Annotated in this window: 10 protein-coding genes; 7 read left to right on the forward strand and 3 right to left on the reverse strand. The window is 67.7% G+C overall.

Annotation, left to right across the window (positions count from 1 at the left end; translation table 11 throughout):
* Position 1: 1 nt before the first annotated feature.
* From PSQ39_RS16005 to PSQ39_RS16025, 5 genes are all read left to right on the forward strand, one after another.
* Positions 2-4,084: a YhdP family protein gene (locus PSQ39_RS16005; protein WP_409242047.1), complete on the forward strand. Its 4,083-nt coding sequence runs from the start codon at positions 2-4 to the stop codon at positions 4,082-4,084.
* Positions 4,081-4,896, forward strand: coding sequence for a carbon-nitrogen hydrolase family protein (locus PSQ39_RS16010; protein WP_273927835.1), 816 nt, complete (start codon positions 4,081-4,083; stop codon positions 4,894-4,896). The genes PSQ39_RS16005 and PSQ39_RS16010 overlap by 4 nt, the downstream gene beginning before the upstream one ends.
* A gap of 17 nt (positions 4,897-4,913) precedes the next feature.
* Positions 4,914-6,932, forward strand: a complete 2,019-nt coding sequence (locus tag PSQ39_RS16015; RefSeq protein WP_409242048.1) for a two-component system sensor histidine kinase NtrB — start codon at positions 4,914-4,916, stop codon at positions 6,930-6,932.
* Between the two features lie 33 nt (positions 6,933-6,965).
* Positions 6,966-7,595, forward strand: a complete 630-nt coding sequence (locus PSQ39_RS16020) for a response regulator transcription factor (RefSeq protein ID WP_273927836.1) — start codon at positions 6,966-6,968, stop codon at positions 7,593-7,595.
* A gap of 99 nt (positions 7,596-7,694) precedes the next feature.
* Positions 7,695-8,279 carry a molybdopterin-dependent oxidoreductase gene (locus PSQ39_RS16025; RefSeq protein WP_273927837.1) on the forward strand — a complete coding sequence of 195 codons (585 nt, stop codon included), beginning with the start codon at positions 7,695-7,697 and terminating at the stop codon, positions 8,277-8,279.
* An 84-nt stretch (positions 8,280-8,363) separates the two neighbouring features.
* On the opposite strand, the gene PSQ39_RS16030 is transcribed toward PSQ39_RS16025, so the two are convergent.
* Together PSQ39_RS16030 and PSQ39_RS16035 are read right to left on the reverse strand one after the other, a co-directional pair.
* Entirely contained in the window at positions 8,364-9,005 is a 642-nt protein-coding gene (locus PSQ39_RS16030) for an OmpA family protein (protein WP_273927838.1), read from the reverse strand.
* Positions 9,006-9,091: 86 nt separating this feature from the next.
* Positions 9,092-9,229 carry a hypothetical protein gene (locus tag PSQ39_RS16035; RefSeq protein WP_273927839.1) on the reverse strand — a complete coding sequence of 46 codons (138 nt, stop codon included), beginning with the start codon at positions 9,227-9,229 and terminating at the stop codon, positions 9,092-9,094.
* Between PSQ39_RS16035 and mltA the strand changes: the two genes are divergently transcribed.
* A complete protein-coding gene (mltA, locus tag PSQ39_RS16040; RefSeq protein ID WP_273927840.1) occupies positions 9,228-10,391 on the forward strand; it encodes a murein transglycosylase A in 1,164 nt (387 codons plus the stop codon). The genes PSQ39_RS16035 and mltA overlap by 2 nt on opposite strands.
* 12 nt (positions 10,392-10,403) lie before the next feature.
* Here the strand turns inward: mltA and PSQ39_RS16045 are convergent, their stop codons facing one another.
* A complete protein-coding gene (locus PSQ39_RS16045; protein ID WP_273927841.1) occupies positions 10,404-10,904 on the reverse strand; it encodes an Lrp/AsnC family transcriptional regulator in 501 nt (166 codons plus the stop codon).
* A gap of 297 nt (positions 10,905-11,201) precedes the next feature.
* Between PSQ39_RS16045 and PSQ39_RS16050 the strand changes: the two genes are divergently transcribed.
* Positions 11,202-14,795, forward strand: a complete 3,594-nt coding sequence (locus tag PSQ39_RS16050) for an indolepyruvate ferredoxin oxidoreductase family protein (RefSeq protein ID WP_273927842.1) — start codon at positions 11,202-11,204, stop codon at positions 14,793-14,795.
* Positions 14,796-14,994: the final 199 nt, after the last annotated feature.

The following is a 14,994-nucleotide window of genomic DNA, read 5'->3' on the forward strand; positions in this document are numbered from 1 at the left end:
CATGAACGACACCCTGCCCCTTCCAACCCGAGGACTGAAGATGGCCTCAGCCCTGGCGCGTTGGACCTTGCGGGTGTTGCTGGCTTTTTGGTTCGTGCTGGCGCTGTCCTGGGGGGCGCTGCACGGCTGGATTGTGCCCCGGATTGCTGAATTCCGTCCGCAGCTGGAAAGGCAAGCCAGCCGGGCTTTGGGGCTTCCTGTCCACATCGGTCACATCAGCGCCCGCAGCGAGGGTTTGATCCCCACCTTTGAGCTCGAAGACGTCACCTTGTCCGACATGCAAGGGCGGGATGCCCTGATCCTGCCGCGCGTGGTGGCGGCCCTGTCGCCGCGCTCCCTGTGGAACCTGGGTTTTCAACAGTTGTATGTGGACCGGCCCGAGCTGGAGGTGAGGCGCAGCGCCGACGGCCGCCTGCATGTGGCGGGCCTGGCCTTGGACGGGACGCCTGGGGATGGGGGCCAGATCGCGGATTGGGTGTTTTCTCAGGCCGAACTGGTGATCTCCGGCGGCATCGTCCACTGGACAGACGAACAGCGCGGCCTGGACACTTTGTCGCTGTCCGACCTCAGCCTGGTCATGCGCAACAGCCCCCGGCGCCACATCGCGCGCCTAGACGCCACCCCGCCGTCCCAGTGGGGCGAGCGTTTCAGCCTGGTGGCGCAATTTCGCCAGCCTCTGATCAGCGTGCACCGGGGCCGTTGGCAGGACTGGACCGGCCAGGTCTTCGCCCAGTTCAACCGTGTCGATGTGGCGCGCCTGCGCCAGCAAATTGACCCGGGGTTCGAAGTCAGCAGCGGCCAGGGCGCGCTGCGCCTGTGGGCCGATGTGGCCAAGGGCCAGCTCACTGGCGCCGTCGCGGACGTGGCCCTGGCCTCGGTCAATGTGCAGCTGGCGCCGGGCCTGGAGCCGCTGGCCTTGAGCTCGGTGCAGGGGCGCCTGGGCGGGCACCGCCTGCCCGGGGGCTTTGATTTCTCGACCAGCGGTTTGCAGTTCTTGACCGCCGATGGCCTGCGCTGGCCGGGGGGCAATGTGTTCGTCAGCTACACCCTGCCCCAGGCCAAACAGCCCGGGCGGGGCGAGTTCCGTGCCGACCGCATGGATCTGGCCGCCTTGAGCCAGATTGCCCACCGCGTGCCCTTGGGCGAGGCCACCCACCAGGCACTGGCCCGCCACGCGCCGCGCGGCCTGGTGCAGACCTTGCAAGCCCAGTGGCAAGGCCCGGCCGATGGGCCGGAGCGCTACAGCGTCAAAGGCCGCGTGGCCGGCCTGTCCCTCAGCGCCCGCGAGGGCCTGCCTGGGGTGCGGGGGCTGGACCTGGACTTTGACCTCACCCAGGCCGGTGGCAAGGCCGCTTTGCAGATGGCGGGTGGGCAATTTGACCTGCCTGGCGTGTTCGATGAGCCGGTGTTGCCCGTCGACCAGTTCGATGCCCAGTTGCAGTGGCAGCGTGAAGGGGATCGTCTGACGCTGCAGGTCGGCGATCTGCACTTTGCCAACCCCGACTTGCGCGGCGAGGCCCGCCTGCAGTGGCAAAGCGCCGACCCGGCCAAGTCCAGTGCCCGCTCCCGGTTTCCTGGTGTGCTGGACTTGAACGCCACCGTCAGCGAAGCCGACGGCGCCCGCATCCACCGCTACCTGCCGCTGTATTTGAATGCGGATGTGCGCCATTACGTGCAGGAAGCCGTCACGGCCGGCCGGGTCAGCCACGCGCAGTTCCGCATCAAGGGCGACCTGCATGACCTGCCTTTCGCCAACCCCAAGCAGGGCGAGTTCCGCATCAGCGCCAAGGTGCGCGACGCGGCCCTGACCTATGTGCCCAAGTCGATCATGCCGGCTGGCACCTTGCCCTGGCCGGCGCTCAGTGAGCTGCAAGGGGACTTGGTGTTCGATCGCCTGGGCATGTACGTCAAAGGCGCCAGCGCCCGCTTTGCCAATCACCCCGAACTGCAAATCACCAAGGTCGAGGCCGACATCCCCAACCTGATGCGCACCGTGGTCGGGGTGGATGCCACGGTCAAAGGCCCGCTGCCTGAAGTGGTGGCCTTGGTCAATGGCTCGGCCCTCAGCCGCTTGACCCACCAGGCCCTGGGCCAGGCCAGCGTCAGCGGGCCCACGGAGGTCAAACTCAAGCTGTCCCTGCCCATCAGCCAGATCGAGCGCACCAAGGTGCAAGGCAGCGTGGCCTTCACCGGCAGCAACGATTTGCGCATCGCGCCGCAGGCACCGGGCTTGTCACGCCTGCGCGGCAGCGTGGCGTTTTCCGAGACCGGCTTCCAACTCAACAACGTGCAGGGCCGGGCCCTGGGGGGGGATCTCAAACTCGAGGGCGGCATGCGCCCGGCCCCAGCGGCCAGCCCGGGAGTGGCCTTGGGCGAGCCCCAGGTGCAGTTGCGCGCCAGCGGTGTGGCCACGGCCGAAGGCCTGCGCCAGGCGGCGGAGCTGGGCTTTGTCGCCAAGCTAGCCGAGCACGCCAGTGGCAGTGCGCCCTACACCCTGGCCCTGGGCTTTTACCAGGGCCAGCCGGAAATCCAGGTGCAAAGCAGCTTGCAAGGCTTGGCACTGAACCTGCCCGCGCCCCTGAACAAGCCAGCCGATGTCGCCCTGCCGCTGCGTTTTGACAACAGCTTGCTGCGCGATGCGGGCGCGGGGGGACCCTTGCGCGATCAGTTGCAGGTGGAGCTGGGCCGATTGATGTCGGTGCACTACCTGCGCGACCTGTCCGGTCCCCAGGCCCGCGTGTTGCAGGGCAGCGTGGCGGTGGGCTTGGCCGCTGGTGAAGCCGCGCCCCTGCCAGCCAGCGGCGTGATGGCCAGCGTGCAACTGCCCCAGCTGGACCTGGACGCTTGGGAGCACGTGCTGACCCGTGCTGGCGGGCCGGGTCGACCCAATGCAGCAGCACCCGCCAGCAACGCGGCCGACGCCGCCACCCAAAGCTACCTGCCCACGGCCATGGCGGTGCGCGCGGGCGAGCTGACCGCGGACGGCCGCCAATTGCACAACGTGGTGCTGGGCAGCACCCGCGAGGGCGCGATGTGGCGCGCCAACCTGGACGCTCAGGAGCTCAATGGCTACCTCGAGTACCGCCCGCCCGGCGGCACCGGGGCCGGGCGCTTGTTCGCGCGCCTGTCGCGCCTGAAGCTGGCGCAAAGCACGCAAAACGAGGTCGAAGCCCTGCTCGACGAGCAGCCCGCCACCATCCCCGCGCTGGACATCGTGGTCGACGATTTCGAGCTGCGCGGCAAGCGCCTGGGGCGGGTCGAGATCGAAGCCGTCAACCGAGGTGGCGACACGGCCCAGCGCGAGTGGCGGCTCAACAAGTTCAACCTCATCACGCCCGAGGCCACCTTCACCGCCACTGGCAATTGGGCCCAGGTGGGCGCGTCGCGCCTGAGCCGCTCGCTGCAAGAGCACCGGCGCACCGTGATGAATTTCCGCCTCGACGTGCGCGACGCCGGCGAACTGCTCAAGCGTTTGGGCATGGCCGGCGTGGTGCGGCAGGGCCATGGGCTGATGGAAGGTCAGGTGGCCTGGTTGGGTTCGCCCCTGTCGCTGGACTACCCCAGCCTGGCCGGCCAGATCAGCATCAACCTGGAATCGGGGCAGTTTCTCAAGGCCGATCCGGGCCTGGCCAAGCTGCTGGGGGTGCTCAGCCTGCAGGCCTTGCCACGCCGACTGACGCTCGACTTCCGCGACGTCTTCAGCCAGGGCTTTTCCTTTGACCTGGTGCGTGGCGACGCACGCATCGAGCAGGGCCGGGCCAGCACCAACAACCTGCAAATGAAGGGCGTCAATGCGGCGGTGTTGATGGAAGGCTCGGCCGATTTGGCGCGTGAAACCCAGGACCTCAAGGTGGTGGTGGTGCCCGAGGTGAATGCCGGCACGGCCTCGCTGGTGGCCACCGCCATCAACCCCGCCATCGGCCTGGGCACCTTCCTGGCGCAGATGTTCCTGCGCCGCCCGCTGATGGAAGCGGCCACGCAAGAATTCCACATCGATGGCAGCTGGACCGAGCCGCGCATCGTCAAGGTCGAACGCCCCGCGCGCGAGGCCAGCCCTACTTCCAACGGAGCCCTCCACCCATGAAAGTCGCAGCCCTCCAGATGGTGTCGGCCACCAGCGTGGACGCCAATTTGCAGGCCGCCCGCGCACTGCTGCAGCAGGCCGCCGAGCAAGGCGCCGAGCTGGCCGTGCTGCCCGAGTATTTTTGCCTGCTGGGCGCGCGCGACACCGACAAGCTGGCGGTGCAGGAGCGCCCGGGCCAAGGTCCCATCCAGGACTTCCTGGCCCGCGCGGCGCGCGAGCTGGGCTTGTGGATCGTGGGCGGCACCCTGCCGCTCAGCACGGCCCAGCCCGAACGCGTGACCAACAGCTGCCTGGTCTGGTCACCGGCGGGCGACTGCGTGAGCCGCTACGACAAGATCCACCTGTTTTGCTTTGACAACGGGCGTGAGCGCTACGACGAGTCGCGCGTGCTCGAAGCCGGGCACCAGCCCGCGTGTTTTGACCTGCCCTCGCGTGACGGTCACACCTGGCGCATCGGCTTGTCGATTTGCTACGACCTGCGCTTTCCCGAGCTGTACCGTGCTTACGCCCGCGATGGCGCCCAACTGATGTTGGTGCCCAGCGCCTTCACCTACACCACGGGCCAGGCCCACTGGGAGCTGCTGCTGCGCGCCCGTGCGGTCGAGAACCTGGCCTATGTGCTGGCGCCAGCCCAGGGTGGCGTGCACGAAAGCGGCCGCCATACCTGGGGCCACAGCCTGGCTGTCAGCCCTTGGGGCGAGCTGCTGGCCGAGCAGGCCCAGGGCCCGGGCGCGGTGATGGCCGAGCTGGATGCCGCGGTGCTGCAGCGCTGCCGTGCACAACTGCCCGCTTTGGGCCACCGCGTTCTGTGAGCGGGCCGAGCTCAACCCTGCTGCCTGGGCGTGCCGATGAGGCCCGCCTGCTGCCCCTGGGCTGGCGGCGCTGGATCCTGTGGCTGCTGCTGGCGGTGCTGGTGCTGTTGATGCTGGGCGTGATGGTCTACCTGGCCGGGCGCTACGAGGCCAGCCAGGTGCAGGCCCGCATCGAGCGCGACACCTCGGACGCGGTGACCGACATCCGCAGCGGCCTCACACGCAATGTGCAAAGCCTGCAGGCTTTGCAGGCCAGCAACCCCACCCCCAACTCCTGGGCCATCGAGGCCGCCGAGCTGTTGCGCGAGCACCGCGAAATCGTGCGCATCGAGTGGCGCGACAGCGCGCTGCACACCCTGTCCCAGGTCGACACCCCTTACCGCAGCAGCTTGTTTGACCGCAGCGGTCGCGAGAGCGCTCAGACCGATGTGGCCCTGGCCTGCGCCACGGCGCGGCGCTTCAACGGTCCGGCGTATTCCAGCTCCTATTTCGTGCCCCGCATTGACGGCCTGGGCCTGGAGGTGGTCGAGCTGTGCATGCCCTTGATCAGCTCGGGTCGCGTCTCTGGGTATGTGCTGGCCACCTACGCGCTGCAAGAGGTGCTGTCCAACCTGGTGGGCAAGCAGCTGACGCGCAGCCAGGAACTTTCCTTCACCGAGGCCGACGGCACCCGCTTGGCCTTGCATGGCTCGGCGCGGCGTGGCACGCGCATGTTCACCGCCCAGCAGCTGCTGGACCTGCCGGGCAACACCTTGGTGCTGCGCCTGGACAGCTGGCACAGCGCGCCCAGCCTGTTCCCGAATGTCATGACGGCGCTGGTCACGGCCATGGCGATTGCCCTGGTGTCGGTGTTGGTGCTGCTGGCCAAGGACACCCGCCGGCGCCTGGCGGCCGAGCGTGACCTGGCCGACGCCCTGGCTTTTCGCAAGGCCATGGAGGACTCCCTGGTCACCGGTTTGCGCGCGCGCGACCTGCAAGGCCACATCACCTACGTGAACCCGGCGTTTTGCCAGATGGTGGGCTTTGGCTCGGACGAACTGCTGGGCCACGGCATGCCCGCGCCCTACTGGCCGCCGGACCTGGTCAGCGAGTACGAGCAGCGCCAGGCCATTCGCCTGGCGGGCAACGTGCCGCCACGCGAAGGCTTTGAGTCGGTCTTCATGCGCAAGGACGGCAGCCGCTTCCCGGTGCTGGTGATCGAGGCCCCGCTGATCAACGCCCAAGGCCTGCAGACCGGCTGGATGAGCGCCTTCCTGGACATCAGCGAGCAGCGCCGCATCGAAGAGCTGTCGCGCGCCTCGCAAGAGCGCCTGCAGGCCACGGCCCGCCTGGCCACGGTGGGCGAGATGGCCTCGCTGCTCAGCCACGAACTCAACCAGCCGTTGGCGGCCATCTCCAGCTACGCCACCGGCTCCATGAACCTGCTGCGCCAGGGCGACAGCACGGTCACGCCGGACATCGAAATGGCTTTGCGCCGCATCGCCGAGCAGGCCGAGCGCGCCGGGCGTGTGATCAAGAGCGTGCACGACTTTGTGCGCCGGCGCGATCAGGCCCGCGAGGCCGTGCCCGCGCGCCGCTTGCTGGAGGCCATCATGCCCCTGGTCACCTTGCAGGCCCGCAAGCTGGGCGTGCGCGTGGTCACCGAGATCGAACCCGGCCTGCCCGAGGTCATGTGCGACCGCACCATGGTCGAGCAGGTGCTGCTCAACCTGGCCCGCAACGGCATGCAGGCCATGGACCAACCCGAGATCCGCGACCGCGTGCTGCGCATCCAGGCGCGCAAGGCCGCGTCGAACGAGGCCAATGGCTGGCTGGAATGGTCGGTGGCCGACCAGGGCGCCGGCATTCCCGACGAGGTCGGCCAGCAGCTGTTCACGCCTTTTTTCACCACCAAGGCCGAGGGCATGGGCCTGGGCCTGAGCCTGTGCCGCACGGTGGTGGAACAGCACGGCGGCTACCTGGGCTTCGAGCGGCTCTCGCCAACCGGTACGATCTTTCGCTTCACCCTGCCCGTCAAGAAAACCCCGGCGCCCTGACCTGGGACGCGCTCACGCACTGCACCAACGCTTATGGAACCCTCGCTTGACGCTACTGTTTACATCGTGGACGACGACGCCGGCGTGCGCGACGCCCTGGCCTGGCTGTTGCGCTCGCGCCGCCTCCTCAGCGAGGTCTTTGACAGCGCCGAGAGCTTTGACCGCGTGCTGCAATCGCGCCCCGCGCCCACCCAGCCTTGCTGCCTGTTGCTCGATGTGCGCATGCCCGGCATGAGCGGCCTGGCCTTGTTCGAGCAGCTCATCGAGCGCGGCCTGCAAGACGCCATGCCGGTGATCTTCCTGACCGGCCACGCCGACGTGCCCACGGCGGTTGACTCGGTCAAGCGCGGCGCCTTTGACTTCTGTGAAAAGCCGTTTTCCGACAACGCCCTGGTCGACCGCATCGAGCAGGCCCTGCGGCGCTCGGCCGAGGTCTTGGCCACGCGGCGCCAGCGCGTGGGCCTGCAAACCCGCCTGACCGAGCTGACCGACCGCGAGCGTGACGTGATGCGCCTGGTCATCGAGGGCCTGCCCAACAAGCTGATCGCTGACCAACTGGACATCAGCGTGCGCACGGTGGAAGTGCACCGTTCGCGCGTGTTCGACAAGATGAACGTCAAGTCGGCCGTCGAGCTGGCCAATCTGCTGCGCAGCCTGGACTGAGCACGGGGCCCCTGCGCGGGCGCCTCCGCTTGTGGCCGACAAGCGGCTCATGCAGAATTTCGCCCACCCGCCCGGGCCCCCGGGCGCAGAAAGCCTTGCATGAAAAAACGCCATTTCCTGTCCCTTGCTGGCGCGGCCGGCGCGCTGCTGCCCACCCTGCCCAGCCAGGCCCAAGCGGCCAGCGACGAACCCGTGCTGCTGACCGTCAGCGGGGCTGTGGGCAAGCCCAATCGGGGTCCTTTGGACAAGGTCATCGACCAGATGATGGGCAAGCACGGCATCGAGTTCAGCCAGGCCACCACCTTCACGGCTTCGGCCCTGGCGGCGCTGCCCGCGGTCAGCATCCAGCCCGCGCTGGAGTACGACAACAAACCACACCAGTTGAGCGGGCCGTTGCTGACCACGGTGCTGCAAGCCGCAGGCGTGGTGTTGACGCCCACGCGCCATATCGAGCTGCGCGCGGTGGATGGCTACAACGTCGCACTCAGCGTGGCCGACATCCAGGCGCGCCAAATGATGGTGGCCACGCGCATCGACGGTCGCCCCATGGCCTTGGGGGGCCTGGGCCCGCTGTGGGCCGTTTTCGACCCCGCCAAGCTGCCCGCCTTGAAGGGCAAACCCGCCAGCGAAGGCTTTGCCAAGGCGCCCTGGGGCCTATACCACATCGGCGTCAAGGCGGCTTGAGCGCGGCCAGCGCAAGCCGTGTTGGGCGTGGGGAGCCCCGGGCGGGCGGGTCAGAGGCCCCGCGCGAGGCCCCGGTCAGTTTGCTCAGTTGGAGCGCTCGCCGACAAAAATCTCCACACGCCGGTTGCGCCCCCGGCCTTCCACGGTGTCGTTGCTGGCCACTGGCTGGCTGGCGCCCCGGCCTTCGATCTGGATGCGTTCGAAAGCCACGCCGCGTGCGGCCAGGTAGTCGCGCGTGCTGGCGGCCCGGTCCTGCGACAGGGGCCGGTTGACGGCGTCACTGCCCGTGCTGTCCGTGTGACCCACGATGCGCACCTCGGCGCGCGGGTTGTTGCGCAGGCTGGTGGCGAACTGGTCCAGGATGGGGCGCAGGTTGGGTTTGATGGCGGCGCTGCCGGTGTCAAACGAGATGTCGCTGGGGATGTTGAGCTGCAGTTGGTTGTCGCTCGTCTGGGTCACGGTCACGCCCGTGCCCTGGGTGGCTTGTTCCATGGTGCGCTTTTGCTCGTCCATGTGGCGCGACCAGATGTAGGTGCCCAGGGCCCCGATGCCGGCGCCCAACACCGCCCCCGTACCGGCGCTGCCCCCCGTGGCGGAGCTCAACACGGCGCCCGCCAAGGCCCCCACGCCAGCGCCCGTGGTGGTGCGGCGTTGGTTCTCGCTCATGTCGGCGCAAGCGCCCAACAGGGTGGCTGCCGCCAGGGCGGTGAGCAGGGTTTTCTTCATCGTCAGTCTCCAGGATGGGGGCGCAGGAGCCCCCGGGTTGAGACTGCTTTGTAGCTGCTTTAAGCTGCCAATCGTCGGTTTTGGCTTTACTTTTTGTGAGAATCTGTGTCTTTTTCGTCCGGTGGCGGTAGTTCACCTTTTTGGCGACCAGAAAACATGGTCCACCAGACAATCAAGACCAGCACGGCCAGCGCCAGCAGGGCTTCAAGCAAAATCAGACCCATGATCAAAAGACTCCTGTGGAATGCCGCGACAGTCCTCATTGTAGGAATGCTGGCCTCCTGTGCCAGCCGCTTGCCGGCCCCCAGCAGCCCCCCTGAAACCAGCCTCCCGGCGCCGGTGGTCACGCCGTCCGCGCCCCTGGAGGCCGATGACAACCAGCCTTTGCCCGTGCCGCGCGTGCAAGGCAACAGCCGCTGGGTGCCGGTGCGCTGGTCGGACTTGCCGGGCTTCAAGGACGACAACCTGTTCGAGGCTTGGACCGCCTGGGTCAAAAGTTGCGAGCGGCCTGGCCCGGTCTTTGCCCCCTTGTGCGCCGAGGTGCGTCAACTCAGCATCGCCACCCCGGAAGAGCAGCGCCAGTGGCTGCTGCGGCGCCTGCAGCCGCACCGGGTGGAGTCCTTGGACGGCCAGGCCGAGGGCTTGCTGACCAGCTACTACGAGCCCGTGATCCCGGCCAGCCGCCTGCCCGGCAAGGGCTACACCGTGCCGCTGTACCGCGCGCCCGCCAGCCTGGGCCAGCGCCGCCCCTGGTACACGCGCCAGGAGATCGAAACCCAGGCCGACGCCCAGGCCGCCTTGCGCGGGCGCGAGATCGCCTGGATCGCCGACCCGGTCGAGGCCATGGTGCTGCACATCCAGGGCTCGGGCCGCCTGCGCATCACCGAGCCCGACGGTAGCCAGCGCATGGTGCGTCTGGCGTTTGCGGCCACCAACGACCAGCCTTACAAAAGCATTGGCCGCTGGCTGCTCGACCAGAACCTGACACGCGACGCCACCTGGCCAGGCATCCGCCAGTGGATTTCGCAGAACCCGCAGCGCAGCAACGAGCTGCTGTGGAGCAACCCGCGCTACGTGTTCTTCAAGGAAGAGGCCTTGTCCGGCACCGATCCCTCTCAAGGTCCGCGCGGTGCCCAGGGCGTGGAGCTGACGCCCGGCCGCTCGATCGCGGTGGAGCGCCAGAACATCCCTTATGGCACGCCGGTGTGGCTGGTTTCCAGCGGTCCCACGGCCCAGCTGCAGCGCTTGGTGCTGGCGCAGGACACGGGCAGCGCCATCATCGGCCCGGTGCGGGCCGACTACTTTGCCGGCTGGGGCGCCGACGCGGGCGAGCTGGCCGGCCGCCTCAAGCAGCCGCTGCGCTTGTGGGTGTTGTGGCCGCGCTGAGCACACTCGGCTTCAACGTGGCGCCGAGGTCTTGCCCTGGGGCAAGAGGTGGCCCAGGGGCAAGGCGCTGTTGGCTTTCACCTCGCCCAGCGAGAAGCTGGTGTGCAGGTCCTTCACATTGGGCAGGTTGATCAGGCTCTTGAGCGCAAAGCGCGAGAAGCTGTCCAGGTCCTGCGCCACCACCTGCAACTCAAAGGTGCCAGTGCCGCTGATGTAGTGGCAGGAGATCACCTCGGGCAGCTCGCGCACCGCGTCTTCCAGGCGCTTGGTGGCGTCGCCGGTGTTGCGTTCGGCGTCCAGGCGCACAAAGGCCAGCACGCCCAGGCCGATCTTGTGGCGGTCGATCTCGGCCCGGTAGCCCTTGATGAAGCCTGCCTCCTCCAGCGCCCGCACGCGGCGCCAGCACGGCGCGGCCGACAGGCCCACGCGCTGGGCCAGTTCGGCGTTGGTGAGCCGGGCGTCGGCCTGCAGCTCGATGAGGATGGCGATGTCGAATTTGTCCAGGGTGTTCATGGGGTGTCGGCCGGTCGGCAAAAAGCGCATCAAGGGAGGCTGGACAGCGCCTGCAGAGGCCTGAAGCAGCCAGGGCTGAATTGCCGTGAAAACCCTTGATTTGGATAAATCTTTCTCAGAACTGAATTATGGGGAAGATTTGATCTTTTGATGCCTTTTTGAGGGAATAGAACGCAAAGACATATCTGGGCCCGCCGCATACACTCATTCGAACCTCGCCACGTCAGGCCCAGCGCGCTGGACCGGCGTCAAAAAAGCAACAAGCGGCAGGCCCCCGTGCCGCGCCAGGAGACAACGATGAACGCCCCCTTACCCGACCACATTCGCCGCGCCTTGGAAACGGTGACGCTGGACGACAAATACAGCCTGGACTACGGCCGCGCCTTCATGAGCGGGGTGCAGGCCCTGGTCAAGCTGCCCATGCTTCAGCGCCTGCGCGACGCCCAGCAGGGCAAGAACACGGCGGGCTTCATCAGCGGTTACCGGGGCTCGCCCCTGGGCGGCTACGACCAGGCCCTCTGGAAGGCCAGCCCTTACCTGAAGGCGCAGAACATCGTGTTCCAACCCGGCGTCAACGAAGAGTTGGCCGCCACCGCGCTGTGGGGCACGCAGCAACTGGGCTTCGCGCCCGAGGGCACGCAAAAATTCGATGGGGTGTTTGGCATTTGGTACGGCAAGGGCCCGGGCGTGGACCGCTGCTCCGACGTCTTCAAGCACGCCAACATGGCTGGCACCACGCCTTGGGGTGGGGTGATCGCGGTGGCGGGCGACGACCACATCTCCAAAAGCTCCACCGCCGCGCACCAGAGCGACCACATCTTCAAGGCCTGCGGCTTCCCGGTGTTCTTCCCGTCCACCGTGCAGGAAATCCTGGACCTGGGCCTGCATGCCTTTGCGCTGAGCCGCTATGCCGGCGTCTGGTCGGGCATGAAGACCATCCAAGAGATCGTCGAGTCCAGCGCCACCGCCATGATCGATCCGGACCGGGTGCAGATCCAGATCCCGACCGACTTCGAGATCCCCCCGGGTGGCGTGCACATCCGCTGGCCCGACCACGCGCTGGACCAGGAAGCCCGCCTGTTCGACACCAAGTGGTACGCCGCCCTGGCCTACATCCGCGCCAACCGCCTCAACTACACCGCCGTCCAGGGGCCCCATGACCGCCTGGGCATCATGGCCAGCGGCAAGGCCTGGAACGACATGCGCCAAGCCCTGGTCGACCTGGGCCTGGACGACAACGCCTGCCGCGCCCTGGGCATCCGCCTGCACAAGGTGGGCGTGGTCTGGCCGCTGGAGGCCCAACTGACCCGCGAATTCGCCACTGGCCTGCAAGAGATCCTGGTGGTGGAGGAAAAGCGCCAGGTCATCGAGTACCAGCTCAAGGAAGAGCTCTACAACTGGCGTCCCGACGTGCGCCCCAATGTGCTGGGCAAGTTCGACGAGGGCGAGGGCGAATTCAGTGGCGGCGAATGGTCGCGTCCCAACCCTTCTGCCAACACCTTGCTGCGCGCCAACGCCGACCTGTCGCCTGCGCTGATCGCACGTGCCATCGCCAAGCGCCTGCAGCGCCTGGGCCTTTTGGTGCCGGGCAGTGACCTGGCCACCCGGGTGCAGACCCAGCTGGCCCTGCTGGAGGCCAAGCAGCGTTCCATGCAGGTGATCGAGGTCAACGGCGTGCAAGGCGCCGACCGCCAGCCCTGGTTCTGCTCGGGTTGCCCGCACAACACCAGCACCGTGGTCCCTGAAGGCTCACGCGCCATGGCCGGCATCGGTTGCCACTTCATGGCCACCTGGATGGACCGCAGCACCGTGGGCTTCACGCAGATGGGCGGCGAGGGCGTGCCTTGGACGGGCCAGCAGCCCTTCAGCACCGAGCAGCATGTGTTCGCCAACCTGGGCGACGGCACCTACTTCCACAGCGGGCTGCTGGCGGTGCGCCAAAGCATCGCCTCGGGGGTCAACATCACCTACAAGATCCTTTACAACGACGCGGTGGCCATGACGGGCGGCCAGCAGGTCGGTGAGCGCCCCGAGGGCCACTCGGTGCTGCAGATCGCGCAAAGCATGCGCGCCGAGGGCGCCCAAAAAATCACCATCGTCACCGACGAACTCGAGAAGTACGCCGGCGTGCAAGGCCTGCCCGAGGGCATCGCCATCCAGCACCGTGACACCCTGGACGCGGTGCAGCGCGCCTTCCGTGAGCTCAAGGGCACCACGGTCATCATTTACGACCAGACCTGCGCCACCGAAAAGCGCCGCCGCCGCAAGCGCGGCACGATGGTCGACCCGGCCCAGCGCGTGATCATCAACGAGCTGGTCTGCGAGGGCTGCGGCGACTGCGGCGTGCAGTCCAACTGCCTGAGCGTGGAGCCGCTGGAGACCGAGTTCGGTCGCAAGCGCACCATCAACCAAAGCAGTTGCAACAAGGACACCTCCTGCCTGAAGGGCTTCTGCCCGAGCTTCATCACCGTCGAAGGTGGCCAGCTCAAGAAGAAGGCCAAGGGCCAAGCCGTGTCGCCGTTCGAGCTGGGCGCCGTGCCCGAGCCGCTGCTGCGCGGCATCCCGGCCACGCATGGCGGGGTCTGGGGCATTGTGGTGGCGGGTGTCGGGGGCACCGGCGTCATCACCATCGGCCAACTGCTGGGCGTGGCCGCCCACATCGAGGGCAAGGGCATCGTCACGCAAGACGCTGCGGGCCTGGCCCAAAAGGGCGGCGCCACCTGGAGCCATGTGCTGATCGCCGAGCGTCAGGACGACATCCGCACCACCCGCGTCAGCGTGGCTGCGGCCGACCTGGTGCTGGGTTGCGACCCGCTGGTGGCGGCAGGCAAGGAAACCCTGGCCCGCATGCGCGAAGGCCGCACCTTCGTCGCCCTCAATTCGCACAGCACGCCCACGGCCGCTTTTGTGCGCAATGCCGAATGGCAAAACCCCGCCGATGCCTGCCTTGCCCAAATCCAGCAGGCGGTGGGCGCCGGCCTGGGCGCGTTTGACGCCGAAGGCGTGGCCAGCCGCCTGATGGGCGACAGCATTTACGTCAACCCCATGATCCTGGGCTACGCCTGGCAAAAAGGCTGGATCCCGCTGGGCCTGGCCTCGCTGACCCGGGCCATCGAGCTCAATGGCGTGGCGGTCGAGGCCAACAAGGCCGCCTTCCATTGGGGCCGTCAGGCCGCGCACGCCCCGGCGGCGGTGCAGGCCCTGCTGGCCCCCACCCAGGTGCTGCAGTTCAAGCCGCGTGAGACCGTGGCTTCGCTGGTGGCGCGCCGGGTGGAGTTCCTCACCGCTTACCAGGACGCGGCCTACGCCAGCACCTACCAAGCTTTGGTGGCCCAGGTGCAGCAGGTCGAGGGCGCGCTGGGCAAGACCGCGCTGAGCGAGTCCGTGGCGCGCTACCTGTTCAAGCTGATGGCCTACAAAGACGAGTATGAAGTGGCCCGCCTGCACACCGACCCGGCCTTCCTGGCGCGTGTGAACAGCATGTTCGAGGGCGACTTCACACTCAACTTCCACCTGGCGCCGCCGCTGACGGCGAAGAAGAACGACAAGGGTCAGTTGCTCAAGAAGAAGTACGGCCCGGCCATGTTGACGGGCTTCCGCTGGCTGGCGCGGCTCAAGGGCCTGCGTGGCACGGCCTTCGATGTGTTTGGGCGCACCGAAGAGCGCCGCACCGAGCGTGCCCTGATCACCGAGTACCGCGCCTTGGTCGAGGAGCTGTGCCGGGGCCTGAGCGCCGATAACCACGCTTTGGCCCTTGAGTTGGCCCGTTTGCCTGAGCAAATCAAGGGTTACGGCCACGTCAAGGAGCGCAATCTGCACGCCGCGCGCCAGCGCTGGCAGGCCTTGTTGGCCCAGTGGCGCGGCCAGGCGCCGAGCCGTCAAGCGGCCTGAGGGGCGACACGCGGGCGTCATGGGGCGCCGCTTCAATGGCCTCAGGGCCCAGCGGCCGGGTGGCGACACCCGGCCTTTTTCATGGTGGCCCGTGCTTGTGGCCCAGCCCGCTATTCGGCCGTCGCCTGATCCCTTCAGCCGCAGGCCTTGAAAAAGGCCAGTGCCGCTGTCAAATCCCTGGCCAGGCAGGGGGATGGTC

The sequence above is a fragment of the Curvibacter microcysteis genome, assembly GCF_028649455.1.
Taxonomy (GTDB): Bacteria; Pseudomonadota; Gammaproteobacteria; order Burkholderiales; family Burkholderiaceae_C; genus Curvibacter; species Curvibacter microcysteis.

Bases quoted from the DNA above. Each gene is read 5' to 3' on its own strand.
- PSQ39_RS16030 (WP_273927838.1), bottom strand. From the start codon at position 9,005: ATGAAGAAAACCCTGCTCACCGCCCTGGCGGCAGCCACCCTGTTGGGC.
- PSQ39_RS16020 (WP_273927836.1), top strand. From the start codon at position 6,966: ATGGAACCCTCGCTTGACGCTACTGTTTACATCGTGGACGACGACGCC.
- PSQ39_RS16050 (WP_273927842.1), top strand. From the start codon at position 11,202: ATGAACGCCCCCTTACCCGACCACATTCGCCGCGCCTTGGAAACGGTG.
- PSQ39_RS16045 (WP_273927841.1), bottom strand. From the start codon at position 10,904: ATGAACACCCTGGACAAATTCGACATCGCCATCCTCATCGAGCTGCAG.
- PSQ39_RS16010 (WP_273927835.1), top strand. From the start codon at position 4,081: ATGAAAGTCGCAGCCCTCCAGATGGTGTCGGCCACCAGCGTGGACGCC.
- PSQ39_RS16025 (WP_273927837.1), top strand. From the start codon at position 7,695: ATGAAAAAACGCCATTTCCTGTCCCTTGCTGGCGCGGCCGGCGCGCTG.
- PSQ39_RS16005 (WP_409242047.1), top strand. From the start codon at position 2: ATGAACGACACCCTGCCCCTTCCAACCCGAGGACTGAAGATGGCCTCA.
- mltA (WP_273927840.1), top strand. From the start codon at position 9,228: ATGATCAAAAGACTCCTGTGGAATGCCGCGACAGTCCTCATTGTAGGA.
- PSQ39_RS16035 (WP_273927839.1), bottom strand. From the start codon at position 9,229: ATGGGTCTGATTTTGCTTGAAGCCCTGCTGGCGCTGGCCGTGCTGGTC.